Below are 25,726 nucleotides of genomic sequence, written 5' to 3' on the forward strand. Positions count from 1 at the left end.
ATTGAATGGGATATGCCTTGATTAGTGTGATTAGCGCGGGAGCCCCTTCTCCTTCAGGAGAAGGGGTTGGGGATGAGGTGGTGAGAAAAAAGAGAAGGGGTTGCGGTTTAGGTGCTGCTATCAAAGATTCAACAAACTGGCTTCAAACTGAAAATAATCATTCAGGTCGCGGTTAACAAAACTGGTTAGTTGTTTGGTTCTCCGCATTGTGCAGGTTTTGCAATGCAAATAATTATTGATTCCTATTAAACAAAGCTTTTCAAACTCATCGGTTTCGAAGATTTCATTGATAAGTCCCAGTTCCATAGCCTTTTTGACTTTAATGATATCCGAAAGCTGAAATTCAATAGCCTTGGAATGTCCAAGGTATCGGCCCAGAAAGAACGGAAGAGCACCGGAAGGATGAAGGCCATATTTTTTATGTGCCATGATGATTTTTGATCCCTTGGAGGCAAAGCGGAAATCCGCAGATAAAGCAGCTCCAAAAAAAGGAGTTACGATGTCTCCATCAATGCCAATGAACGAAAGTTTCTGATACTCTGCTGTTCCTTTGACAATCTTATTCAGGATATTGATTTCCCTGAACCGGGTGTTTTTTTGAATAAAATTCGGGTTGGCATTATTATCTTCAGGAGGTTGGAGTTCAAGTATCTTATGCATAAATTGTTCATATACATCTTCTCCGTAACATCCAGGCTCGTTTATGATCAACAGTGCCATGATCTGGGGATCATATTCTGTTTTTTTTATGAAATCGAGCATCAGCTCACTTTCTTCCAGATCAGTTACCAGATCGAATACTTTGCTTTTAATTCTGATGATTGCCACGACACCTTTTGAATATGTGGTAAACGATTCTCTTTCAAAATGATAATCCATAATTTTATCCGCTTTGATTGTCCTTACAAGGTAGTATTTTTTTTCTTTACAAAGAAAAAAACCGGGATGTATTTCCTGATAATTACTTTATAGTAAGAACCATTTACCGCTTAGTCTTTCCCGCCGGATTTTGCAGTTATCCTTTAAAACTTTTATTTCAAGTTCTTTACCAACGATGGAATAAGAAAATGTGCCGGATCCCTCATTACAAAGGTTACGGTGGTTTTCAAGGCTGATAATGATATTGTCACCTTGAAGGGTAATTTGTCCTTTCCATGGTTCCGTTGTTTCTACCGAAGGAAAATCGAGTGTATAATTGCCCAGTTCATCAACAGTCAGCATGGCTCCATCAGAATGGCTAACCCATGTTTTGCCAAATAATACTGAATCATTCACACTATCCTTAACCGGATTTTCTTTATTGGAATATTGGTAAGCAATAAAAGCTGCCACAGCGATCACTGCCAGTATCAACACCAGGATGAGCCACTGCATTGCACTGCCACCCTGGCTTTTAGCCTTCTTCCGGTTGGTCTTCTTTTTTGCCATTTTTTTTCGGTAAATTTACGGCCAATTTAAAACATTTGCATAAAATTATTTATTTGTGCATTACGGCATGCATTAAAATCTGTACCCAATGGAAGAGATGATACTTATCCTGGATTTTGGTTCTCAATATACCCAGCTTATAGCCCGAAGAATCCGAGAACTGAATGTTTATTGCGAGATACATCCCTATAATAAAATACCGGATTCCAATCATTCTGTCAAAGGAGTAATCCTTTCCGGAAGCCCATCCTCAGTCAGGGATGACAACCATCCTGTACCTGATCTTTCCGGCATCAGGAAGCATTATCCTGTGCTTGGAATATGCTACGGGGCACAGTTTATGGCTCTCGAGAGCGGAGGAGATGTAGAAGCCTCAGCCATACGGGAATACGGACGAGCCAACCTTTCATTCATCGATCATCATAATCCCCTTACGGCAGGAATGACTCCAGGATGCCAGGTATGGATGTCGCATGGCGATACCATCAGAAAGCTGCCTGAAAACTTCCGTATCATATCAAGTACAGGTGATGTGGAAGTAGCAGGCTTTATGGTAGAGGGAGAACAGACGTATGGAATACAGTTTCACCCGGAAGTTTATCACTCAACGGAAGGTAAACTCTTGCTCCATAATTTCGTAGTGAATATCTGCGGATGTTATCAAAACTGGACACCTGGCTCCTATATACAAACAACCGTAGAATACCTGAAGGATACCCTTGGTAACGATAAGGTAGTACTCGGACTTTCCGGTGGTGTTGACTCTTCAGTCGCAGCGCTGCTGCTGCACCGGGCAGTCGGGAAAAACCTGCATTGTATTTTTGTTGATAACGGTCTGCTTAGAAAATATGAATTCGGGTCCGTTCTGGATTCCTACCAGTCGCTTGGACTGAATGTGAAAGGCGTAGATGCAAAAGAGCAGTTCTATGCTGCGCTAAAAGGAGTCTCCGATCCTGAACTTAAAAGAAAAGCCATTGGGAGAACCTTTATTGAAATTTTTGATGCGGCTGCTCATGAAATATCCGATGTAAAATGGCTTGCTCAGGGCACTATCTACCCGGATGTCATTGAATCCGTTTCGGTAAAAGGGCCTTCCGCTACCATCAAATCGCATCACAATGTAGGAGGCTTACCCGACTTTATGAAGCTGAAAATAATAGAACCGCTTAAATCGTTGTTTAAGGATGAAGTGCGGAGGATAGGAAAAGAATTGGGCATGCCTCCCAATATTCTTTACCGCCATCCTTTTCCTGGTCCCGGACTGGGAATCAGGATAATAGGCGAAATAACCAAAGAAAAGATACGGATTCTGCAGGATGTAGACCATCTTTTCATTGAAGGATTAAAAAAACATCAGCTTTATGACGAAGTATGGCAGGCACTGGCTGTTTTACTTCCGGTACAGTCGGTAGGCGTTATGGGTGATGAACGGACTTACGAAAATGTTGTTGTACTCAGGGCTGTATCCTCTACCGATGGTATGACTGCCGACTGGTCACACCTTCCTTACGAGTTTCTCGCCCGCATCTCAAGTGAAATAATAAATAAGGTGAAAGGTGTAAACCGGGTTGTTTATGATATCAGCTCCAAACCTCCATCAACAATTGAGTGGGAATAGAAAAACCTACAGTTAAATATACAAAAGAATGATATTTAGAATGAAAATTTCCGCAGGGATACTTCTGATGCTGTTGATGTCATCAATCCTGCTGGCCCAGGTAAAAAGGTCGGAAGTAATGAAAACTGCCGGAGGAAAAAACTATTACCTGCACACGGTTGAAAAAGGAACAACGCTTTATTCTCTGTCAAAAACTTATAGTGTTTCCATCCAGGAAATCCAATCGCTTAATGAAGGCCTGGGTAATGAACTTAAAACCGGTATGATACTGCGGATACCTGCGATGGAGATAAAACCGGAAGCTCCACCTAAGATTGATTCTTACATTTTTCATATTGCCGGGGAAGGAGAAACTCTCACCGGAATCGCTGAAATTTATGGCTGCACGGTGGATGAGTTGCGACACCTTAATCCTGAAACCGATAAACCTATCAGCAAAGGACAATATATTAAGATTCCTGTAAAAAAAACTTCCCCCAATGAAGATTTGCCGCATAATGAGCGCTTTATCAAACACTCTGTGATCAAAGGAGAAACCTTATATGGTATTGCTAAGAAGTACCAGGTTAGCCAGGAGGAAGTAAAAAGATACAATCCTGGAATTGGGGAAGTATTGGGTGAAGGGCAGATCCTTTTCATTCCTGTGGAAAGGACTAATGATGGAAAACCTCAGGATACCCTGAATTACCGGCTGCACACGGTTAAAAAAGGTGAAACTTTATACAGGCTTGCTTTAATTTACCGGGTAAGTATCGACAGTATCCGAATCCTGAATCCCGGGATCGTAGAAGATATTTACACAGGTGAAACACTGAAAATACCGGTTTCCAAAGAAAAAAGAGAATTTATTTCGCATACAGTCGAGCGCCGGACACGTCTGAGGAAAGTTGCCGGCTTATATTCAATAGAAGAAAATGAATTGGAAGAGGCTAATCCTGGAGTTGAAGGAAAGCTTAACCGTGGTGATATTATTATGATCCCCTTAGGCCCGGAAGCTGCTCCCCTCTCCACTAAGACAGAGGAAGAAGCCGGGGATCTGCATGAATTACCGGAAGAAATCGTGCGACTCGCCGACCTCGACAGTATTCGATGCCATCATGATTATATCTATAACGACCGGGTTTTCAATGTAGCTCTGATGATTCCCCTTTACCTTGATGATCTTGATGCTTCAGCTCTGAATGGCGATCCATTGGTGCAAAAAGAACATTTCCCTAAATCCCTTGAATTTCTTCCTTTTTATGAAGGTTTTATGATGGCGGTCGACTCCCTCTTGCAGGATGGTCTCCGATTGAAATTGCATGTCTATGATGTGTCAGGGGATGCAGAAAAAACTATTCGTTTACTGCAAAAACCCATACTCAGGGAAATGAATCTTATCATTGGACCTTTTTTTAGAAATGATTTTAAATTGGTTGCCAGCTTTGCGCAAATGTATGGGATCAATATTATCAACCCATTGACTCAAAGGGAAGAACTAATTTCTCATCCCAATGCTTTTAAAGTGCTTCCTTCTCCCAGGGAGCAGTTAAACGTAGTTGAAAAATTGATCAAAAAGGATTATACAGGTTCCAGGATTATTCTTGTACGTCATAACCGTTACAAAGACAGTGATTTTATTGATTCTCTGCGCACCAAACTTGAAATGAACCTGGATGAAAAAATCAAGATAGCAAATTCCTATCTCGACCGCATCATGCGCGATTATTCACTTGCCGATACAACACTCCCCGATGGTGAGGTTCTCGAAAGCCTTAATATTGAGAATATTCGTATCTATAAAGACTTTGTAAGCGATAACATCAATGATAGCACGACTTTCAAAAACCAGGTCGAAGAAGTAGTATATATGGATAAAGGCATTGACGGTATCAAGGACAAGGCTTCCATTGCGAGGCATAATCTTATCCTCGTGTATTCCGACAACCAGGCTTTTGTTTATGAACTACTTACACGCTTGAATGAATTAAAGGATTCCCTGGATATGACCGTGATTGGATTGCCCGAATGGCAGGAATTCAGGGATCTGGAAACCGAACATCTGATGAACCTGAAGGTACACCTGATGACATGGCATTATACGGATTATGAAGATACTGTAGTCAAATCATTTATCAGGAATTACAGACAAAAGTATCTTACCGAACCTGGTGATTATGCCTTCCATGGTTTCGACATCGGATTCTATTTCCTGAATGCTTTACTGAATTATGGCAGTCATTTTGAACGTTGTCTGCCTTATTACGACCCCAGGCTTATACTTACTAAATACCGGTTCTTAACAATTCCTGACGGTGGCTTTGAAAACCGTTACTGGAATATCCTTACTTTTTACAATTATAAACCTTTGTTAATAAACGACTTTTAACATGATCAAAGATAAATGGGTTTTACTATTCCCGATTTTATTAATACTGACCGTTTCCTGCGTCAGGATGAACAAGGAATACTGGCCTGACGGTACAATTAAGGCAGAACTTCGATACAAAAACGGTAAGCTGAATGGCGTTTCAACATGGTATCATGAGAATGGAAAGAAACAATACGAAGCTGTATATAAAGATGACATTCTGGAAGGAAAAGCCATTCGATGGTATAATACCGGGTTTCTTCAATCAGAAGCAATGTACCTTAACAATATGCTTAACGGTCCCTACTACGAATATGGCATGAACGGTTTCAGGATACTGGAGGAAAACTACCGGAACGATACCCTGCATGGCCTTTATCACGAATGGTACAATAACCGGCAGATGCAGATAAGCGGAGAATACAGAAACGGAAAATTTCACGGACGCTGGCTTTATTGGGATACCTATGGTAATATTGTGGGAGAAGGAAATTATGAAGAAGGAACCGGTGTTCAGAAAGGATGGAACAGTGCGGGAAACCTGATCCGGAAGACCGAATATGTTAACAATCTAAAACATGGCAAAGAAGTGTTTTACGATGATTCAGGAAATATAGTCAGAATTGATGAGTATGAAAATGGATTGAATCTGGCATTTCCAATTGATTCAATCCCGGAAAACCCTCCCGGGAACTAACACTGTAGCGCTCAGATAGCCATGAAGCAAAATTTTTGTTAAAATATTTGGAAATATAATTTTTATTAGGATAACTTTGCGCTGTTAATTTTTTAACAGTGTTAATTATTAACATTTTTTTTATAAACGATTAAAAACCTTTGCGCTATGAATCTTGAAAAAATAATGATTGATCTGGAGAAAAAACACCCCGGTGAAAGTGAATATCTTCAGGCAGTTAGGGAAGTGCTGGAATCCATTGAAGAGGTGGTGAATGAAAATCCCCATTTTGAGTCGGCAGGGATCATTAACCGGATTGTAGAGCCCGACCGGATTTTTACTTTTAAGGTGCCATGGATGGATGATAACGGTAATGTACAGGTAAATCTGGCATACCGGGTGCAGTTTAACAATGCTATTGGACCATACAAGGGTGGATTACGTTTCCATCCAAGTGTAAACCTCAGCATTTTAAAGTTTTTGGGTTTTGAACAGATTTTCAAGAACAGCCTGACAACCTTGCCCATGGGTGGTGCAAAGGGTGGTTCGGATTTTGATCCCAAAGGGAAATCCGATACAGAGATCATGCGTTTCTGCCAGTCATTCATGTTGGAGCTTTGGAGAGTGATAGGACCGGAAACCGATGTACCGGCAGGTGATATTGGCGTTGGCGGCCGTGAAATAGGTTATTTATATGGTATGTACCGCAAGCTTGCCCAGGAAAATACAGGGGTATTGACCGGTAAAGGAATCAATTGGGGAGGTAGTCTTATCCGTCCGGAAGCAACTGGTTACGGTGCTGTTTATTTTGCCAAAGAGATGCTTGCTACCCACGGTGAGGATATAGCGGGAAAAGTATTCTGTTTATCAGGTTTTGGTAACGTTGCATGGGGTGCAGCCAGGAAAATAGAGCAACTCGGTGGAAAGGTAGTTACCATCTCTGGTCCTGATGGCTATATTTACGATCCGGAAGGTATTTCCGGAGAAAAAATCGATTATTTGCTGGAACTTCGCGCTTCCAATCAGGATATCGTGAAACCGTTCTCCTATGAATTTCCCAGTGCACAATTCCACCAGGGAAAACGGCCGTGGGAAATCGCCTGCGATGTAGCCATACCTTGTGCTACTCAAAATGAACTTAATAAGGAAGATGCAGAAATGCTGGTGAAAAATGGCGTAAAATGCGTCGCTGAAGGTGCCAATATGCCAAGCACACCGGAAGCTGTTGAGGTCTTCCTGGAAAATAAAATCTTATTTGGACCTGGTAAAGCAGTAAACGCCGGCGGCGTTGCTACGTCCGGACTCGAAATGTCTCAGAATTCTATGAAACTCAATTGGCCTGCTGATGAAGTGGATGAAAGATTGCACCACATCATGCAAAGTATTCACAATCAATGTGTGAAGTACGGTACAGAGGAAGATGGATTCATAAACTACGTAAAGGGTGCGAATATCGCCGGATTCTTAAAAGTAGCAAATGCTATGCTGGATCAGGGTGTAGTTTAACACTCCTATACTGCTTTATTCATAGCTCCCTCATTTTGGGGGAGCTATTTTTTTAAATAGGGACCAAGTAGTTTTGCCCATGTACGATAACCCATTCCTGAGAGATGGGCTCCATCATACGTAAATTCAGGATTTAACCCGTCCCTTCCTAAAAAGTGCTCGTTAAGTGCTATGTATTCCATTTGCGCCTCCTGGCAATATTCCTTCAACAGCTGGTTTAACTGTTTCACTTTATCATTTACCCCCCGTGAACCCAGGATATATTCGTTCACGGGAAGAAGACTTTGAACAAATATTTGTGAGTTTGGGCATTCTACCATGAGAGAATCAAGGATATTTTGCTGATTGTTAATAATTTCCCGGATACTATAGCCCTGAAAAATATCATTAATTCCGATCATCAGGAAGAGTTTTTCAGGCTGTTTCCGTATCACTCGGTCCAGCCTGTAAAGGATACCGGCGGATGTGTCGCCGGCTATTCCCATATTGTCAATGCGTTGATCAGGAAAGTAGCTCTCCAGGTCAAACCATTCCGTGAGACTATCTCCCAGGAAAACAATACTACCGTTACCTTGCTTCATTTTAAACAATTGGTGTAAAAAAGACCTAATTAAAGCTTTTACGTAAATATGCCAGGCAAGTTTTCAGTTCACAGATTGCTTTTTACATTCCACCATTGGTGACCTTTAGTGAACCAACCGCATTTTATACCGTTTGATGCCCTGTTTTTCCTTTAGTACACTCCAAAACGCCTCTCACTGTCATTGATAAACCCATCTCCGTGATCAGTGGATTCTGTAGATGCATTATATTATTTGTAGTGTTACTTTGAGCTGATGAAACGGGAAATTATTATGTCAATCCAAAACTTTGAGAAATGAAACGATTAATTACTGTAAGCATTGCTTTATTGGCGGGAATGATTGTCTTTGGACAGGTTCAGAAGTTGGAGATTCCCACGGAGATGAAAATTATTCCTCTTCCAGGAATTAAGATATCACAAATTGATGATATCAACACGGGACCTGGAGTTCCCGACAAGGGGATAACCCCATTGCCAGGTATCAACACACATCCGGTAAAGAAACCCGGTGGGCCGAATGTGCCGGATAGGCTGAATGTTGAAGGTGGTGATCCCTCCGAATGGACAGAAGTCAATGTAGGCTTAACTATCTACGATCTTCAGACGAATTATTCTTCACAAAACAGGCTTTACCTTTTTGACGATCATACCATCGGGGCAACCTGGACAAGAGGAATGACCACAACAACCTTTCCCGACAGGGGAACAGGATATAATTATTATAATGGGACAGAATGGGGTCCTCAACCGGATGCCCGGATTGAATCCATGAAAACAGGATGGCCATCAATTGCCGCCTTTGGAGTGGATGGAGAAATCGTTTGTGCCCATTCAGGCAACGACAACGGCCTTATTTTTAATTACCGTGACACCAAAGGCACGGGTGACTGGACAGAGTTTCAGCTCATAGGACCGGCAGGAAACGAAAAGATCGAATGGCCTCGTATGATAACCAATGGTCCTGATTTTACCAATCTTCATGTACTTGCACTTACAGCACCGGTTGCCAACAGTGGTTCGCTTTATAATGGCATGGACGGGTGCCTTCTTTATTACAGGAGCCTCAACGGAGGTGTAACCTGGGATATTGAGCATTATCAGTTTGATGGTATGACAAGCAGCGAAATCCTTTTCATGGGTGGCGACCAATATGCTTTTGCCGAACCAAAAGGTGACACTCTTGCTTTTGTCTCAGGAAGCAAATGGCACGATTTCTTGCTTTATAAATCAACCAACAACGGAGAAGATTGGGATATGACCAGGATCTGGGAACATCCATATCCGTTATTTGATTTTGATGTGACGATAACAGACACCTTCTATACCACCGACGACGCTTTTGCCATTGCCCTTGACAATGATGGCAAAGCCCACGTTGCATTTGGAATCCTGAGGGTGGGACACTATGAAATAGGTGATACATACACATCTTATCCTTTTATCGACGGCCTTGGCTACTGGAACGAAGACATGCCTCCTTTTGAAAGCAATGATCCGTTGAATACACTGGATCCTGATAACCTTGTTGTTGATGAAACCCTTATCGGCTGGACACAGGATGTAAATGGTAACGGTGTTTGGGATGTGATCGGAACTGTGGAGTCTCTCGGCAAATATCGTACGGGAATATCTACCATGCCTCAGCTTACTATTGATGAAAATGGGGTAATGTACCTTGTTTATTCCTCAGTAACAGAGACATTCCAGACCGATGACCAGAATTACAGGCACCTTTGGATGAGGGTTTCCTATGATAACGGTGCAACCTGGGAACCTGAATTCCATGACCTGACAGGAGACATTGTCCATATCTTTTCGGAATGTGTTTTCCCCTCCATGGCTGCAAATACCGACGATGCCATCCATATCATTTACCAGATGGATACCGAACCGGGTGGAGCTGTTCAGGGTGATGAAGATCCATATACCGATAACTATATTCCCTATATCCGCATCGAGAAATCGGAACTGGGAGTAGGTATCGACGAAACAACGGGAAACCGGTACCTGGATTTTGCCGGAGAAGTTTACCCCAATCCTGCAGATATCACAGCAACCATCAACGTACATATCCTGAACTCTACAAACCTGACTATGAATATTTATAGTGCAGCCGGCCAATTGGTAAATTCAATGAATTTGGGATATAAAACAGCCGGGGTTCATACCATACAAACCGACGTTTCCGAATTACCGGGTGGTGTGTATTTATACAGCCTTCAGGGTACCGGAGAAGTAATTACAGGAAAGATGATTGTTGAATAGTTGTTTTTAGGCGATTAAGGCGCAAAACGTTCTTTTTTATAAGCTGATATTTCCGCAAGGAACGCCCGATTGCCTCATAAGTGAAAATAGCTGGTTGGTTCATAATTAATTATCGGAAAGGGCGCCGGACTCATGGTCCGGCCCCTTTTAAAGAAATTCACTTTTCTTCTATGGGTGCAGGATTCCGCCAGCCCCATAGCAGGAAAGCTAAGCTTAATAGTGGAACTCCTGCCTTGGGTGAGGGTGGGAGTTCTTTTTACTAATTAAAAAAAAGTATCATGAAACGAATTATTACTGTTTGCTTTGCTATTTTATGCAGCGTTGCATTGTTTTCTCAACCAAGTACTAAGCTGGTACCGGCTCATCTGAAAGATGCAGCAGTCTCAGGTATCAGCAAACTTTCATACCTGGAATCACAAAACACCCAGGTACCTGCAGAAAATGTGCATGGTTTGAAAATAGATGAATGGACCGAAGAAGTTATCGGGGAGACCGTATATGACCTGCAGTCGAATTATTCCTCCCAAAACAGGTTATATCTCTTTGAAGACGGGACCATTGGAGGTACCTGGACCATGGGATTCACTACCACATCCTTTCCCGACCGGGGAACAGGATACAATTATTTTGACGGTACGGAATGGAGTGATTACCCAACGGCCAGGATTGAGGGGCAAAGATCAGGATGGCCTTCCTATCAGCCCTTCGGAGCTGAAGGAGAGATCATTTGTTCCCATGTTACAGCAGGAACCGATGGTTTACTACTGAACCACAGACCGGTAAAAGGTTCAGGCGCATGGACGGAAATGATCCTTCAAGGTCCTCCGGGAAATGAGCTGATTTCATGGCCGCGTATGGTCACCAATGGCCCGGATAGAAACTATATACATGTGTTTTCGATAACCCTCCCCGTTGGGAATGGTGGTGCGCTTTACAATGGCATGGACGGTGCGTTGCTTTACAATCGTTCGCTTGACGGTGGTGTGACCTGGGATATTAATAATGTCCAGCCTCCCGAAACAAACATAGACTATTATATTGCATACGGAGGTGATTATTATGCCATTGCAGAACCCAGGGGAGAAACCCTTGCTTTCCTGATGGCCAGCAAGTGGCACGACCTTTATCTTCTGAAATCAACCAATAACGGAGAAGATTGGGAAAAAACCATTATCTGGGAACATCCTTATCCATTCTTCGACTGGGATGTGACCGTAACAGATACTTTCTATACCACCGACGGTGCAGTAGCCTGCGCCATCGACAATTATGGTGATGTACATGTAGTATTCGGGCTGACCCGTGTAGGTCATTTTGAAATTGGTGATACTTATTCAGGATTTCCTTTTATTGACGGCCTCGGCTATTGGAAAGAAGGCATGCCTCCTTTCGAAAGCAGCGAGCCCCTGAATACCATGAAACCGGAAAATCTTATCGAAGACGTGAACCTCATCGGTTGGACGCTTGACATCAATGGAAACGGCGTTTGGGATGTTATCGGTACCGTTGAATCTCTGGGTAATTACAGAACTGGCGTTTCCAGCATGCCACAGATCACTATCGATGAATCCGATAATATTTATGTGCTGTATTCTTCTGTTGCTGAAACATTTCAGACAGACGATCAGAATTACAAGCACCTTAATCTGAGAGTCTCATACGATAACGGTGAAACATGGCAACCGGAGATTTACGACCTGACCGCCGATATTATGCACGTCTTTTCAGAATGCGTTCATCCGGTAATGTCGCCTACCAGCGATGATTATATTCATATTATTTACCAGGAAGACAGTGAACCGGGCGGTTCCGTTCAAGGCGATCTTGATCCTTATGGTGATAATCGTACTCCCTATATCAAGGTTGCAAAATCGGAACTGGGTGTTGGCACAGGAGAAATCAACAAACCGGAATACCTTGATCTTGCAGGACAAAATTTCCCGAATCCGGCAAGTACATATACAAGCATTTCTATTCACCTGCTGAATTCGGCCAATGTTGACATGGAAGTGTTCAACGTAACCGGACAGAAAGTCCTTTCGGTTAACAAAGGAAATCTTTCTGCCGGTGTCCATAACATTACCCTTGATATATCCGCTCTGCCGGCAGGAACTTATTTCTATACCGTACGGGCTAATGATGAACAGATCACACATAAGATGCAGGTTAAATAAGCATCAGACTCATTTTCTTAAATACTACTCTTAAAATTCGTTCTTTATATATATCCGGCGCAAGCCGGAAAAGCAGGAAAGCTAAGCTTAACAGTAGGGCCCCGTTGGTGAGCGGGGCCTTTTTTGCGAAGCGCATCGGGATCCCTCAATCTCTGAGAGAAGGCGCTTGCGCCTTCGGAATCCATTAGTCGAATTCATCCCGACCATAACAATTAATAGGAATAGAAAGTTATTTACTATTTTTAGCATTCTGCGTAATGAATACCCTTCTCGATGAAGGACTCATCAGGGATTTCTTTAACAGTCCCCTGAACCATGGATTTATCCTGCCCATCCGTATCACCTGCTCCACAAACCAGGGCGATCCGCTTAAATGGCTGATGAAACGATTGATTCTGAACTCGGTGAACAATGCCTTTTTAATATTCTCGTCGTAACGCATATTGAAGTCTGCATCGTACCTTTTCATTTCAAATGCTTCCTGGATATGCCGGGCTGCAAGTCTTCCGCTCCTGAGGGCGTTACCGATACCCTCACCCGAAAGCGGATCAACCAACCCGGCAGCATCTCCCGCTATAAGAAATCGTTCTCCGGAGAACTTCTTCACCGACCTTCCCATGGGAATGATGGATGAGCCCGGGTTATCCGGGATGCCGGCCTGACTGAATCTCTGGCTTATGACGGGATGATCCCGGATAATGGAAAGAAATAACTTGTTCAGATTGATTCTCCTCTTTATAATGAGTTGAGCCGGTATTCCCATGCCAACGTTGAAGCGGTTATTATTCAAAGGAAATATCCAGAAATACCCCGGGACAATTTCTTTCAGGTAATGCAATTCTATCAGGTTTCCGGGGCCGGAAACCGAAACATTTTCTGCATAAGTCCGGATACCCATACTCACCAGTGAGTTATTCCTTTTTGATTTCAGTAAAGGGTGCAGGATACTGTTAGCGCCGTCAGCTCCCACGACAAATGCAGCAGAAAACGACATATCCCCTGATTCAAGAATAATGTTGTTATTTACGGGAACACAACGCTGAATGCTTGTGTTGCTGAAGATCTCTATATCCGGACAACTATCTGCAAAACGAAATAAAATGTTATCAAAAATGCTTCGGGGAAGCGTAAACCCAAAAGTTGATTTTCCTTCATCACCGAAATAGAGATCAAGGTTTTTTCCTGAAGGAGAAAAAAGCCGTAGTCCCTCGCACGGATGCTTCCCGGCAGAATCAAGCACCGCATCATAAAGCCCCGGGTGTATCTTCTTCAACTGGCCAAGGGCATCCGGACTGATGGCATCGCCGCATACCTTAGCACCGGGATGATGATCCCTTTCAAAGACAGCGATTTTATATCCCTTTCCTGAAAGAGAAATAGCACAGGCCAGGCCGGCGGGGCCGGCGCCAATAACAGTTATATCGTAATGGGGTTTCAAATCAATAGTTATTATGTAACCGTTACAGGTTGCAAGTTTCAGGTATCAGGCTAACGTTTCCTGAAACCTGAGACCTGCTGCCTGCAACACGTTCAAATTCTTCCAATGTATTTCAATTTTCTTCGGTTGTTTTTATTATCTTGTAACCCAAATAACCCGAATCATGAAAAAAGCAATACTTCTTCTTGTTGTCATTATTGGGTCAATACCGTCCTTTTCCCAGGATGCCGGGCAAATTAATACCAAAGCTAATAAAAGCAAAATAACCGTAACCCGAAAAAATGTTGTTAAGTTAAATACTCTTGCAATTGCCTTCAGGAATGTCTCATTAATTTATGAGCGCAGCATCAGGCCGCGTTTAAGCACTACCCTGGGGTTAAGTTATAAATTTTCAGGAAGAGAACCCAAAGTATTAAAAGCAGAGAATTATAAAATAAACATTGATATGGGAGGGATTACCGGCTTTTCTATAACCCCGACCCTGAGATATTATATTAAAACCTGTGATCCTTCCATTCTTGATGGCTTTTATGTGGAACCATATTTGCGGTACACGCATTTCCAATCACGGTCAAAAATTGAGTATCTGCCAACCGGTGGAAGTGCCGAATATATTGAATCCAATACCACTCTTGATGAAGCAGGAATCGGCTTTCAGATTGGTTATCAACTTGTTATCTGCAAGCGTTTCCATATTGATTTTATATTCCTCGGTCCACGCTATTCACGGTATTTTTTCAATTATCAGTTTGATGGCAATGTCACCGGAGAATTTCTGGATGATCTGTCAGACTATATTAACGAGGTTATTGATCGTTTTGGATACGACTATAGTGTAAAAATAAATCCGCAGGGCAGCAAGAAAGCCAATGCAGACTTTGGCTTCACGAATGTACGTTTCGGATTATCAATTGGATATTCGTTTTAAACACAAACGAGATAATCAAAGCAATACGCAAATCATTATTTATGAAAGCGATATCCTTATTGGTATTTTTGGTTGTTTTGCTTACATCCTGTAAGAAAGAGCAAACTCCGCAATTTCGTTACGACAATCAGGATACGGCATCTGTTATTTTGGCCATAGGAAGCTCCCATCCCGACAATTTTTATCCGGTAAGCAGCGTAAATCTCACAGGTAAAAGAATAACCTCCTATGCCGATATTGAACCGGGCTATTACGATATAGGTTATGCCCTGAAGATAAAATACGGAGATCACCGCGATTGGGAACCCTGCGAGTTTGGCTATGAGATTGCTAAAAACCGCAAGTACACCATTTGTTATCGGAACCCTGATGGATTACAGCATACGGGGGTGATTTGGATTTTGATTGAGGAGGAGTGAAGAGGGGGCTCGACTATGCTCGAACCGGGTCTCGACTACGCTCGAAGCGGGTCTCGGCTACGCTCGAACCGGGTCTCGACTATGCTCGAACCGGGTCTCGGATTATTTAATATTATAAGGGAAGAAGTCCAAATCTTTCATGGTGAGGCATATTCATGTCAATAAAGTTAAATTTTGGAGATATACTATTCTCCGATTTTAAAAGATTAAAAATCTTGTAACTTTCAATGTCAGATGATAGGTAAAACTCTATTGATTCCTCAATATCTGCTTGTGCAAACAATTTTGTGTCATTAGGGATTATATTCCTTTCGGTTAGTTTCACCCTGCCCTTGTTTTGGAAAATATGTCGCGCAAATTCTCCTGTTCTTTTTGCATGATCAAGATTGAATGGTAATATTTGAAGGTTTTTAAGCGGTAATTCGTTTATATTACCACCGACGCAATATTCTGCAATACTGATAGTGGAAATCATCATGGTGATTTCCGACTGAATGAAATATCGAAAATAACCGTCAGCATTATTAAATAAGGGATCGTTTTCATTTAGAAATCGGAGAAAAAAACTTGTATCAAGTAATGCAGAACTAAGCTTCATATCCTCCTCTTACTTCTTTTAACCATTTATCAGGGTCAATATTACCCAACCAGTTTTTTTTGGCTTTATCTCTCAGGCTTTTTAAATACTTTTCATCGTATATAGGTTGATAGTCAAGCAATTCTACGAATTTTAGAGAAGAAGTATCAATTTCACCGGTTTCAGAATGTTGCTTGCCTGTGGCCCGAATCCCAAAAATCTTATATAGCATATTATCACTATACTGTTCAAGGAAACTTATGGGTGTGTGTATTCGAACTGTACCCAATTCTTCTGTAAAAATGTGAATGTTTGCTTTATCCTTTCCACCGGCATTTGTCACTTTTCCGTAAAAGTAAAACTCTGCATCAGCCCAAATTGCTTCCGTTCGATAAAATCTGGTGGTTCTGTCGATATATACTTCATTTGAATTTTCAACCGAGGTTTTTATACTGAAAGAATAGTTTTTTTTTGAAGCAATATCTTGAATGTTTTCAAAAGCCTTTGCAGTGGGAAGATCAAGAAAATCAATATTCCGGTCCAGATTTATTTGTCCGATAACAGCATTAAATCCAATAATATATTGAATAGATGTCTTTAGAATATGTTTTACAGATCCTTCTTCAATCCTATAACTAATTATAGGCCTTTCCCTTTTTTCACCCGGAAATAATAAATTTTCAGCGTTTTCGAGAAAAGAAGTAATTTCCCGGATATCATAATTATCAGGTGTCAGATCAAGGTTCCCTTTTGAACCTGTTATTTTGATTTCTATGAAGCCAGTTCTTTCCACTTAACAAAGTTAGCAAATTTCCTTATGTTTTTATGTAAAAGAATTAAATCCGGGATTCAGAATCTTACTAAAACTCATTCGACAATTTGTAAAAATTTGAGCGTAGCCAAGCCTTGGCGAGCGTAGCCAAACCGACCTGTGGCGAGCGTAGCCGAGCCATAACTTATTGTGCCTATTGTGGTTACTATCTACTTAATCAAAACTTTATTATTATAACTCCCCCCATTCGTTGTAATATTAACAATATACATCCCCGAAAGCCCCTTCACCCCTTGAGTCTGGCTGGCATCTCCATTGAGGTTGAATTTATGTAGCTCCCTTCCGGAAATATCAATGATCTTTACGATTCCTGTATAGCCTGCAGGATTTTGGATATATAGCACCTCCCCGGTACTGTATGCCTGAACGCCCTTTAGAATCACCGGCTCGGCAACTCCGGTTGTGTTTTTAAAATGAAGAAAGAATCTCCCTATTCCGCTATGACTGACCGGGGCGATATAGCTATTGGATTTCAGATCGGTAAACAGATTCAGTTCACGGTCTTCCAGGATGATTTCCATGTTTTCCATCATGGCGTAGCTTGCTGAAAACTCGTAGTTTCCACCTATGGAAATATCCAATCCGACAGTAACTTCAAGATCTTGCACACTGGAAAACGGTAGTGCCTGGACGGCAAAGTCTGTCCCGTTATCATCCATTAGCCTTGTATAAAGGGAAATATCCGGGTTTCCTTTCATTTTCGCTGCATCGAAAGATGGATCCAGTCCGGTGCTCATGTTTTCATGGAAAGCTATCACGGTGGTATTATACAGTTCCACGCCTTTTACTATCAATTCGACACCGGGCCAGGATTCCTGGTTTTTAAAGAAATCAACATCAGCGTGTGCCCTGATATCCTTGTCAAACAGGATGTTACCTGCCTCAAAGACTTTAACCATAAAAGCCTGCCCAGGCTGCACATAATCCTGATTGATCGTTGAACTACTGCCTTCACCTGAAAATCCTGTATTGCAGATAACCTTATAATCGTTTCGGCTTCCGTTGTAGCTACTTTGTTCATCCCAGATATACACTGCTTCATAATTGTCATCCAGGATAGCGGCATTATCATTCAGGAAGTTATTTGCACCGGCATCGGATGTGATAGCGATGCAGGATGGGAAGGGATTTCCTGTAAGATTGAATCCATTGCCTTTACCGGCGGTGCATGAAGCGGCATAGGTAACATCATTCGTACGTATTGTACCGCTGAAATCCAGGTCGTCGCTGGCAGTATTGCTCAGGCAGTACCCGCGGGCTTCCACAAAGGTATCGTCTCCGAAATCTTCCGGCGCAGTTCCTGAATAATCAAAATAGATCCAATAGTCCGTATCCTCATCCCACCGGAAGAATTGCCAGGCAGGATCGGTAAAATCGATGTTGTTGGCGGTCATCCATGTGGTGTTCAGCGACTGTCCTGCCACCGGAGAAGATACATAATGCCATTTGCCTTCGGGATCGTAAGTGTCGGCATAGCGTTCGGCAGCCATATTTCCTGTAGATGTTCCCTCTACAATGACGGAACCTGTTCCATCAGCATCACTTTGCAAGGTAAGTGAGGCTGCTCCTTTTGAATCGGCTACGGAAAGATTACCGTTTACGGTGAGGGCTGCTCCGGAGGCTATGGTCAGCGATGCATCGGACTCAATATCCATATGATAGCAGATAGCCGGACTTGCAGGAAGCTGGGTTATTATGGGATCATTGCCTGCATCCTGGATGATCGTGTTAAAGTATTCGCCGGAGGGTGCTACCGCGGGTGACCAGTTACCGGCCTCCGACCAGGCATTGCTTGTGCTTCCTGTCCACGATACTTTACCATACAGGCTTTCATGGGCTCCGATATCAGGATTCGTACCCGCAGGGGAGGGCCTGGTGATGCCTGCAATGTCATCGGTGATCCCCTCTATGGATGTTGCAGCTCCAATGGCGGGACTTGTGGTCTGCAGGGTGAAACTCAAAGTGCTTTCGTTAGTGAATAAAGGATCAGCATTGATGCTGGCGGCATCCTGTCCCGTGGCTCCCTGCCAGCCACTTAAGGTGCTGTAAGAAGATGATCCGTCGTAACCAATATTTCCCGTGGGCGCCCAGTAATCATTGTAGTTAATTGTAAGATAAGAAGTACCTGCATTTGAAAAATAAACACAATTCCTGAATTCAGGATTTGATGTGGTTCTTTCATTTACCAGGATATTGTTCCTGAGATCAAGAGGATAGCTTGAGTTTTCAGCATACCTGTATATACAGTAATTATATGAAAATCCGTTTGTCCTTTCTCCTCCAATGCATACTGTATTGTTATATACATTGCTTCCATTATATATGTATATCCCGGTGAAAAATTGATCTGTGCCGAAATTCGATCCATCCGACTGCAGACCGAGAGTTATTTCATTGTTGAATACATCAGCATCAGATGATATTTCTATATAAACTCCACGCAATACGGAATTATAGACTGTTTGATCTGCTTTTAGTGCATAAATTTTGTTGTGGCTGATTTGCTGGCTTCCGTTTCTGTTCTTTATGCCATAAATATACATATTATCATTATGGGTAGTGTTGGTGTTATACAAATCGTAGATCGTGTTTCCGGTTATGTTACCTGTCGTTTCAATTCCTGTTATATCCCCATAGGTTGCTGATGTTATACCGCGAATGATGTTTTGATCAGATATCATCCCTTTCAGATACATCCCCGTAAAAGCCAGATCATCATCACCGGTAAGTCCAATGTTTTGTATCGTATTGTATTGAATATTTTTACTTCCTCCGATGGTGGATGTAGCAGGATAGATATAGATGCCGTAGGAAATTCTTGCATTGGATGAAGCATTGTCATAAATGGTTATGGAATTTGCATTGGTTCCTCCAATGGTATTATTTTGCATATTATTTATGGAAACAGCATCCGAAGATGATGTTTGCCCGACAAAAATCCCCCTGAATGAAGGAAGAGGGGATGTCAAACTGATCCCGCCCATTTCATTGCTGCTGCAGGAACTGATGGTGCCACCACTGGCAATGGACATACCAATACCGTAGAGTGGTAAATAGCTTGTATTTGTGGATGTTACACTGATACTTGAAGTACTCATAGATCCGATCAGGTTGTCATCAATCTGAAAGATGCCGGAGGCAAACATTATACCTGCAAAAGAGGCCGCTGAGGTAGACTCCATATCAATGTTTGCAACTGTATTGTTAGAGATGTTGATTGTTTCAGAGTCATTCATCCCATAACATGTGATCATCATCATAGAACTGGGATTGGTTATATCCATGGCAGAACCTCCGCAACTGCTGCTGCTGCCACCCAGATAGTTTCCTGTTATGGTATGTCCATCGTATCCTGAAATTATATAAATCTCACAATAAGAATTGGAAGATGAAAAAGTCCTGGCTGCTGTCTGATAAAAATGGTTGTTGGTGATGGTCACTTCATCGGCTTCTCTGCAATAAATTGACCTTGTAAAGCTGGAAGCATTGAAATGATCATAAAATTCATTGTTATTGATGGTAACCGATGATGGATTGGTTACCGATTCACCGTCAACCATGATATGGTTAACAGGTAAATTGGAACCTGAAGGGCCAATAATACAGCCCGAAATTTCATTATTGTTTCCTCCGGTTCTGATACGAATGATTCCTGAGGAAGTATTTGTTGTGGATCCTTTCAGGGTGCAATTGGTAATGGTATTGTTATCGGCACTTGAATAAAGGTACAGACATGTTGCAGAAGTACCCGTATTGGCATTTTCAATGGTCAATGAATTTCCTTCCGTATTCAAACCATCAATGGTTACATTGTCGGCGCCATATAAATAAATCAGTTCATCATCTAAGTCGCAGGAAATGCTTCTGGCAGCTCCTCCGGAGGGCTGAATACTTACAGAAGTATAACTTGAAGATGAATAGCCCGAATACCGCAATTCTGCTGTTTCCGTTTCAACCAAATTATCTACTATGGAAATGGTGATTACTCCCTGGTGGGTACCATCATGGATTTTGTCAAAGGCGGCTTTCAGGGTGGAGTAAGCACCGGATGTTGTGCCGGCTGTTGCCGTTAATTCAAGAGGATTGGCTGTGATGGTCCTGCTTCCTGAAGGGGCCGTAACTGTAGGTGCATAGGCTGACCCATCAACGGTTACGGAAGTACATTGGGCATCCACTACATTGCCTGCAGTGGCTCCTGAGGCAATATCATAGGCAAGCCAGAAGTAGTTGTTGCCCGGCACGAGTGCCTGGGTACCTGTCACGCTAAAGCTTCCATCGGGATTGGAAACCGTGCTCCCGAACTGCGTTGCTGTAGAATAAGTTGTGCTTTCAGTATAAAAAACCCTGGCATTGCTTAGATCGGATGCACTGGTGCATCCTGTTGTGTTGAAGGTAATACTGGTTGCATTAATAGAAGGATACGTGCCATCTGTAACAACATTCAGTCGGATAATGGCCATATTTTCGCTGCCGGGGTAAACAATATCGGTTGAAGCCGTTTCCGTGGTTGATGAATTGTATGTCATGGCTTCCAGAAGACTGAAGAATATCCGGATGTTGGGTATTTTGGTCCTGGAATATCCAGTGCCGCCTGGAAATGGACCGTTGTACACATAGTTATGGACTGTCCTGGTATTTTCAGTATCCGTATAGTTAAAAGAGACCGTTCCGCTGGGATTATAGGTTCCCTGTCTGTGTTCGTAGTTTACCAGCATGTTTTGTGTTCCGTTGTAGATCCAGGCATCATCCAGTTCGATTTCCGACCAGCCTGGTGAATAACTGGCTGATCCTGTATATGTTTGCGTGTAACCTGCTCCTGAAGGATCTTCGTAATCAGCGCTGGCAAAACTATCATCATCGGTATGCTTGAAATAAATGTTTTGATTGGTTTTTGTATGGGTACCCGAACTTACGGAGTAAGCAATTTTATAAACATAGGCACCATCAGACAAACCGATATCTTCTGCCAGGTAGAGGCATCTTGACCAACTGTAGCAGCCTTCGGCATAAATCGGATAATAGCTGGAAGTACTGGTACCTGTTCCTATTTCAACAAATGTCTCCCCGCTACCTGTTGAAAATGATATCTGATTTCCGTACGATGTTCCGGTACTGTTGGTGGCATAAGCTCTTGCGTGATATACGGTGCTGCCGGAGAGTCCTGTGATGGAAGAAGTGAATGTACCGGTGGCGCTTGCAGCACCTTCTTCGGTTTTACTATCAGAAATGGTGGGAGAGCCGGTAGTATTCCAGCATACACCGTGCTGAGTGGGGGAGGGGGATCCCAATGATGAAATATTTCCTGTGCATGTTGCAGAATTGCTGGTTATAGTTGTTATCGACACGGTCGTAACTGTTGGAGGGTAGTCCTGCCAGTTTAAGAACGGGTAAGCATCGTTTACGCTACTGTTTAAAACCCAGACGGGTGTAGAAAAATCCCAACCAACATAGGTACTTTGATTTTTCATTTCTGCCGTGGTCTTTCCTGTACCACCGGAACTGGATGCCTGTCCGGATGTTTCCGTGTTCCAGTAACAACTGGTTATCGTAGATGATCCTGAGGAATTACCAATAAAACCACCGGTAGTACTTCCTGAGACTGCTCCTGTAGAATAGCAATTTGTAACTGTCAGGGTACCTTCTGACTGCCAGTTATCACCAGAAAAGCCCCCAACTGAACTTCCTCCTGCCACACTTCCCCTGGCATAGCAATTCTCCAGGACAGGATAATTTCCATAATAATATCCGTTGATACAGCCTACAAACCCTCCGATTTGGGTACAGCCAGAAGCACTGACATTAACTGTACTATAGCAAAATTCTATTGTATTATTTTCAAATTGTCCTGCAAATCCTCCCACCTTGGAAGCAGAATTATCACCTGTGACTGAGCCGGTTGTATAACAATTTGTTGTGTGTGTTTTTAACCTTCCCGCTAATGCTCCTGTTTCACCTTGTCCGGTGATATCAACGTTTACCAATCCCAGGTCTTTAATTTCATGTGAACTCATACAAAGTCCAAAAAGACCGTTATACCATTCATCCGGACGATAAATATATAAGTTACTGATAATATAACCATCACCATCATATTGTCCGTAGAAATAAGGTTGTGCATTTAAGTGGCAAATGGGAAGAAATCCTTCATTATCCCCGGAGGATGTCGCATCATTCGGATCGTTGTATTTGTCACCGTCCGAATTGTCATCCGAATCATCCCAATACTGTGTTTGCGTTGCATCAATATCAGATGTTTGAATAAAATATAGATTCCAGTCATCTTCGGTTTGCGTTAATTCAGACAGATCATCCAGGCAGGATATTTGATATGGGTTTCCTGAAGTACCATCGCCTCCTGAATATTTTTGGAAAGGACCCATGATATAGTTTGAAGTACTCCCTGTTAAAGCGAAGTTGTTAAGGGTGGCATTTTTACCGTTTCCGGAGGCATCAGTCAACTGGCTTATTCCTGTATTGTCTCCGCCCGGTGTTCCTTCATTAAACTTATAATATGCTTCTAATCCGGATTCAGTACCCGCCAGTCCGGTATTATAATTATCCAGGATTTGCTGTGCTGTTCGGGCTATGGACCAAATCCTCACTTCATCAACACCGCCTGTCCATGTCTCACCGGCAGACCGGCTGATATTAAGCAATCCATTATTGCTCGAGGGTGACCCCTTTTGTACTGTAGTTTGTGCAACTCCGTTTTTATAAAGCTCATAGGTACCACTCCTTCTGACCAGGGCAATATGTGCCCATTCATCATTTGGAATGAAGACGCCGGTTGCCTGAGCCGAACTGCCATTGATAACATAGGTTAAAGTGTTGGTTGGGTCTGCTATCCCTAAAGTAATCATCGAAGTTTCAAAACAGACCACCCATTTATAACCACCGGCGGAATTGGGTTTAACCCATGCTTCTAAGGTGAAATTATTCGTGTTGGTCATTACGTTAGAAGCGGTTGCATTATCATTGATACCATCGAAATCAAGCGCCGCCTCCTGGGCCAGGGTTAGCATTGAAAACCGGATAAGGAAAACAGAAATCAGAATGATTTTGGCTTTTTTCATGGCTGTTAGGGTTTAAGATCTGGTATTAAAAAAAACATCACCCTAAATTCCGGTGATGCTTTTCTATTTTATTCGTTGCCAATAACCGCTGCTAAAACGTCTGTAACAAAGAAAACGGTTATAAGTATTAATTTCTTCATATTGTTATTCAATATGACAATGCACAATATACACAAGTGCAATCCCTGTTGTATCCTATTCCCGATTTTCATCAGGAAAGGTTGTGCCTGTTATTTTTAGTCAGCTTTCACTCATCCAGCTCCCTCTTCCACTGCTTATAAAAGCGAAACCCTCCGTAAGCGGCTCCAAGACCCAGCAGTACTGCCAGTCCGCTGCCAATGGGAGCACCTCCCCCGGGCACATTCCCGGAAGACCCATGCCCCGGCGGTGGAGGCGGAGGCGAAGAAGCAAATATTTGATTAGTTGACAATCCGATAAAGATCAGGAGGATGAGGATTGATATTGATTTCTTCATAATTATATTGTTATATTGTTATACTGTTGTAAGTTTTTGTAAAATAGGCACAAAAGACAAAGACAAACAACTATTGTGCTCTATTGTGCCTATTGTGGTTACTACCTACTTAATCAAAACTTTACTATTATAACTTCCCCTATTCGTTTTAATATTAACGATATAAATCCCTGACAGCCCGCTTACTTCATGCTTCTGGCTAACATCTCCGTTCAGGCTGAAGTTCATCATTTCCCTGCCGGCAAGGTCGGTGATTTTCACCGTGCCTGTATAAGCTTCGGGGTTTTGGATGTAGAGTACCTTACCGGCACTGTATGCCTGAACGCCGGATAGAAGCGCAGGTTCAGATATTCCGGTGGTGTTTTTGAAGTGGAGGTAGAAGCGGTCGGTTATGCTGCCCTCAAATGGCACAGTGAACACATAATTACCGGTTGACCTCATATCTGTATAGATTCCAAGCTCCGTATCTTCCAGGATGACGGCAATCTGATCCGGAATGTTTTCCATGCTTTCTGTTGAGAAAACATATTCACCGGTTAGGTTGGCATCCAGACCAAGGCGGATGGTATAGTCTTCAGTAAAACCGGGCAGGGCCTGGTGTATGAATTCCTTTCCGTTATCATCTACCAGGAAAGAATACAGAGCAATATGTGGATTACCTTTCAGCTTTCCCGCATCATAGGTATGATCCAGGCCTGTGCTTGTTCCATTGATAAAGGCAATGAGTATGTCATTATAATCGTTGCCCGGACCGTTAACCGCAAGATAATATCTTGGTACCATATCATCGCCCTTGTAAAATGTGACAGTGCCGTGTTTGCGGTGGTCCGTATCAAAGGTGAACGTGTTATTGTTAGCATTGGTGCAGACCATAAAACCTTGTCCTGGGGCGACGTACTTTGCAGCATCTGAGTTACTTATGGTTATGTAATCATTACGGTTTCCTGTATAGCTTGCCTGCTCATTCCAGAGGTACAAACCGCCATACGTCACATCCAGGTTAGATGAGTTGGTAGATATCAGGTTGGTAGCATCGGCATTGGAGTTAGCGGCCAGAGTGGATGTGAAAGGATTACCCACCAGGTTCCAGCCTTCAGCGGTGCTTCCTGTGGTTTTTTTCATGGTGAAGGTCTGGTCGGTTGTATACACAGAGCCCGACAAGGAGAGGGTAGGACTTGCCGTTTTGTAATAAACAGCATAACCCTTGGCAGCCTGGAATACTTCCTCATCTAATAATGGATTACTACCGGAGCCATCTTCTCCATTCAGAATATCCACCCAGTTTCCAATATACCCGCCATAACTGTAATTTTCTTCCCAGCGGTAGAACTGATCGTTATCGGCACCAGCGGTCAGACCTAAGCTCAGATCGTCGAAATAAAGA

Annotated in this window: 17 protein-coding genes; 8 read left to right on the forward strand and 9 right to left on the reverse strand. The window is 42.6% G+C overall.

Annotated elements, in window-relative coordinates; genetic code table 11:
* Positions 1 to 120: 120 nt before the first annotated feature.
* On the reverse strand, positions 121 to 879 hold the full coding sequence (locus KKA81_08135) for an enoyl-CoA hydratase/isomerase family protein (protein MBU2650889.1): 759 nt from the start codon (positions 877 to 879) through the stop codon (positions 121 to 123).
* Between the two features lie 87 nt (positions 880 to 966).
* Complete coding sequence (locus KKA81_08140) at positions 967 to 1,428, reverse strand: hypothetical protein (GenBank protein MBU2650890.1); 462 nt, start codon at positions 1,426 to 1,428, stop codon at positions 967 to 969.
* A gap of 88 nt (positions 1,429 to 1,516) precedes the next feature.
* On the opposite strand from KKA81_08140, the gene guaA reads away from it, so the two are divergent.
* From guaA to gdhA, 4 genes are all read left to right on the forward strand, one after another.
* Positions 1,517 to 3,046, forward strand: coding sequence for a glutamine-hydrolyzing GMP synthase (gene guaA, locus KKA81_08145; GenBank protein ID MBU2650891.1), 1,530 nt, complete (start codon positions 1,517 to 1,519; stop codon positions 3,044 to 3,046).
* A 40-nt stretch (positions 3,047 to 3,086) separates the two neighbouring features.
* Complete coding sequence (locus KKA81_08150; protein MBU2650892.1) at positions 3,087 to 5,414, forward strand: LysM peptidoglycan-binding domain-containing protein; 2,328 nt, start codon at positions 3,087 to 3,089, stop codon at positions 5,412 to 5,414.
* 1 nt (position 5,415) lies between these two features.
* A complete protein-coding gene (locus KKA81_08155; GenBank protein ID MBU2650893.1) occupies positions 5,416 to 6,093 on the forward strand; it encodes a toxin-antitoxin system YwqK family antitoxin in 678 nt (225 codons plus the stop codon).
* A gap of 147 nt (positions 6,094 to 6,240) precedes the next feature.
* Entirely contained in the window at positions 6,241 to 7,578 is a 1,338-nt protein-coding gene (gene gdhA / locus KKA81_08160; protein ID MBU2650894.1) for an NADP-specific glutamate dehydrogenase, read from the forward strand.
* A 44-nt stretch (positions 7,579 to 7,622) separates the two neighbouring features.
* On the opposite strand, the gene KKA81_08165 is transcribed toward gdhA, so the two are convergent.
* Complete coding sequence (locus tag KKA81_08165) at positions 7,623 to 8,159, reverse strand: hypothetical protein (GenBank protein MBU2650895.1); 537 nt, start codon at positions 8,157 to 8,159, stop codon at positions 7,623 to 7,625.
* A gap of 296 nt (positions 8,160 to 8,455) precedes the next feature.
* Between KKA81_08165 and KKA81_08170 the strand changes: the two genes are divergently transcribed.
* Both KKA81_08170 and KKA81_08175 read left to right on the forward strand, forming a co-directional pair.
* The gene (locus KKA81_08170; GenBank protein ID MBU2650896.1) at positions 8,456 to 10,426 is read left to right on the forward strand and encodes a T9SS type A sorting domain-containing protein; all 1,971 of its coding nucleotides are present in this window, start codon (positions 8,456 to 8,458) and stop codon (positions 10,424 to 10,426) included.
* Positions 10,427 to 10,704: 278 nt separating this feature from the next.
* Positions 10,705 to 12,600, forward strand: a complete 1,896-nt coding sequence (locus tag KKA81_08175) for a T9SS type A sorting domain-containing protein (GenBank protein MBU2650897.1) — start codon at positions 10,705 to 10,707, stop codon at positions 12,598 to 12,600.
* Positions 12,601 to 12,829: 229 nt separating this feature from the next.
* Here KKA81_08175 and KKA81_08180 read toward each other — a convergent pair whose 3' ends face one another.
* Positions 12,830 to 14,038: an NAD(P)/FAD-dependent oxidoreductase gene (locus KKA81_08180; protein MBU2650898.1), complete on the reverse strand. Its 1,209-nt coding sequence runs from the start codon at positions 14,036 to 14,038 to the stop codon at positions 12,830 to 12,832.
* A gap of 163 nt (positions 14,039 to 14,201) precedes the next feature.
* Here KKA81_08180 and KKA81_08185 point away from each other — a divergent pair, with 163 nt between their 5' ends.
* Both KKA81_08185 and KKA81_08190 read left to right on the forward strand, forming a co-directional pair.
* Entirely contained in the window at positions 14,202 to 14,966 is a 765-nt protein-coding gene (locus KKA81_08185) for a DUF3575 domain-containing protein (protein ID MBU2650899.1), read from the forward strand.
* A 41-nt stretch (positions 14,967 to 15,007) separates the two neighbouring features.
* A complete protein-coding gene (locus KKA81_08190; GenBank protein ID MBU2650900.1) occupies positions 15,008 to 15,385 on the forward strand; it encodes a hypothetical protein in 378 nt (125 codons plus the stop codon).
* Positions 15,386 to 15,497: 112 nt separating this feature from the next.
* On the opposite strand, the gene KKA81_08195 is transcribed toward KKA81_08190, so the two are convergent.
* The 5 genes from KKA81_08195 to KKA81_08215 form a co-directional block, all read right to left on the reverse strand.
* The gene (locus tag KKA81_08195; GenBank protein ID MBU2650901.1) at positions 15,498 to 15,983 is read right to left on the reverse strand and encodes a hypothetical protein; all 486 of its coding nucleotides are present in this window, start codon (positions 15,981 to 15,983) and stop codon (positions 15,498 to 15,500) included.
* Positions 15,973 to 16,755, reverse strand: a complete 783-nt coding sequence (locus KKA81_08200; GenBank protein MBU2650902.1) for a hypothetical protein — start codon at positions 16,753 to 16,755, stop codon at positions 15,973 to 15,975. The genes KKA81_08195 and KKA81_08200 overlap by 11 nt, the downstream gene beginning before the upstream one ends.
* Before the next feature lie 188 nt (positions 16,756 to 16,943).
* A complete protein-coding gene (locus KKA81_08205; GenBank protein ID MBU2650903.1) occupies positions 16,944 to 23,867 on the reverse strand; it encodes a T9SS type A sorting domain-containing protein in 6,924 nt (2,307 codons plus the stop codon).
* 247 nt (positions 23,868 to 24,114) lie between these two features.
* Complete coding sequence (locus KKA81_08210) at positions 24,115 to 24,342, reverse strand: hypothetical protein (GenBank protein MBU2650904.1); 228 nt, start codon at positions 24,340 to 24,342, stop codon at positions 24,115 to 24,117.
* A 105-nt stretch (positions 24,343 to 24,447) separates the two neighbouring features.
* Positions 24,448 to 25,726, reverse strand: a 1,279-nt coding sequence (locus KKA81_08215) for a T9SS type A sorting domain-containing protein (protein MBU2650905.1), incomplete at its 5' end; no start/stop codon positions are given.

Source organism: Bacteroidota bacterium (genome assembly GCA_018831055.1).
In the GTDB taxonomy this organism is placed as follows: domain Bacteria; phylum Bacteroidota; class Bacteroidia; order Bacteroidales; family B18-G4; genus M55B132.

What these genes read in the sequence shown, in the direction of transcription:
- KKA81_08135 (MBU2650889.1), bottom strand. Translation starts at nt 879, where the DNA reads ATGGATTATCATTTTGAAAGAGAATCGTTTACCACATATTCAAAAGGT.
- KKA81_08140 (MBU2650890.1), bottom strand. Translation starts at nt 1,428, where the DNA reads ATGGCAAAAAAGAAGACCAACCGGAAGAAGGCTAAAAGCCAGGGTGGC.
- guaA (MBU2650891.1), top strand. Translation starts at nt 1,517, where the DNA reads ATGGAAGAGATGATACTTATCCTGGATTTTGGTTCTCAATATACCCAG.
- KKA81_08150 (MBU2650892.1), top strand. Translation starts at nt 3,087, where the DNA reads ATGAAAATTTCCGCAGGGATACTTCTGATGCTGTTGATGTCATCAATC.
- KKA81_08155 (MBU2650893.1), top strand. Translation starts at nt 5,416, where the DNA reads ATGATCAAAGATAAATGGGTTTTACTATTCCCGATTTTATTAATACTG.
- gdhA (MBU2650894.1), top strand. Translation starts at nt 6,241, where the DNA reads ATGAATCTTGAAAAAATAATGATTGATCTGGAGAAAAAACACCCCGGT.
- KKA81_08165 (MBU2650895.1), bottom strand. Translation starts at nt 8,159, where the DNA reads ATGAAGCAAGGTAACGGTAGTATTGTTTTCCTGGGAGATAGTCTCACG.
- KKA81_08170 (MBU2650896.1), top strand. Translation starts at nt 8,456, where the DNA reads ATGAAACGATTAATTACTGTAAGCATTGCTTTATTGGCGGGAATGATT.
- KKA81_08175 (MBU2650897.1), top strand. Translation starts at nt 10,705, where the DNA reads ATGAAACGAATTATTACTGTTTGCTTTGCTATTTTATGCAGCGTTGCA.
- KKA81_08185 (MBU2650899.1), top strand. Translation starts at nt 14,202, where the DNA reads ATGAAAAAAGCAATACTTCTTCTTGTTGTCATTATTGGGTCAATACCG.
- KKA81_08190 (MBU2650900.1), top strand. Translation starts at nt 15,008, where the DNA reads ATGAAAGCGATATCCTTATTGGTATTTTTGGTTGTTTTGCTTACATCC.
- KKA81_08195 (MBU2650901.1), bottom strand. Translation starts at nt 15,983, where the DNA reads ATGAAGCTTAGTTCTGCATTACTTGATACAAGTTTTTTTCTCCGATTT.
- KKA81_08205 (MBU2650903.1), bottom strand. Translation starts at nt 23,867, where the DNA reads ATGAAAAAAGCCAAAATCATTCTGATTTCTGTTTTCCTTATCCGGTTT.
- KKA81_08210 (MBU2650904.1), bottom strand. Translation starts at nt 24,342, where the DNA reads ATGAAGAAATCAATATCAATCCTCATCCTCCTGATCTTTATCGGATTG.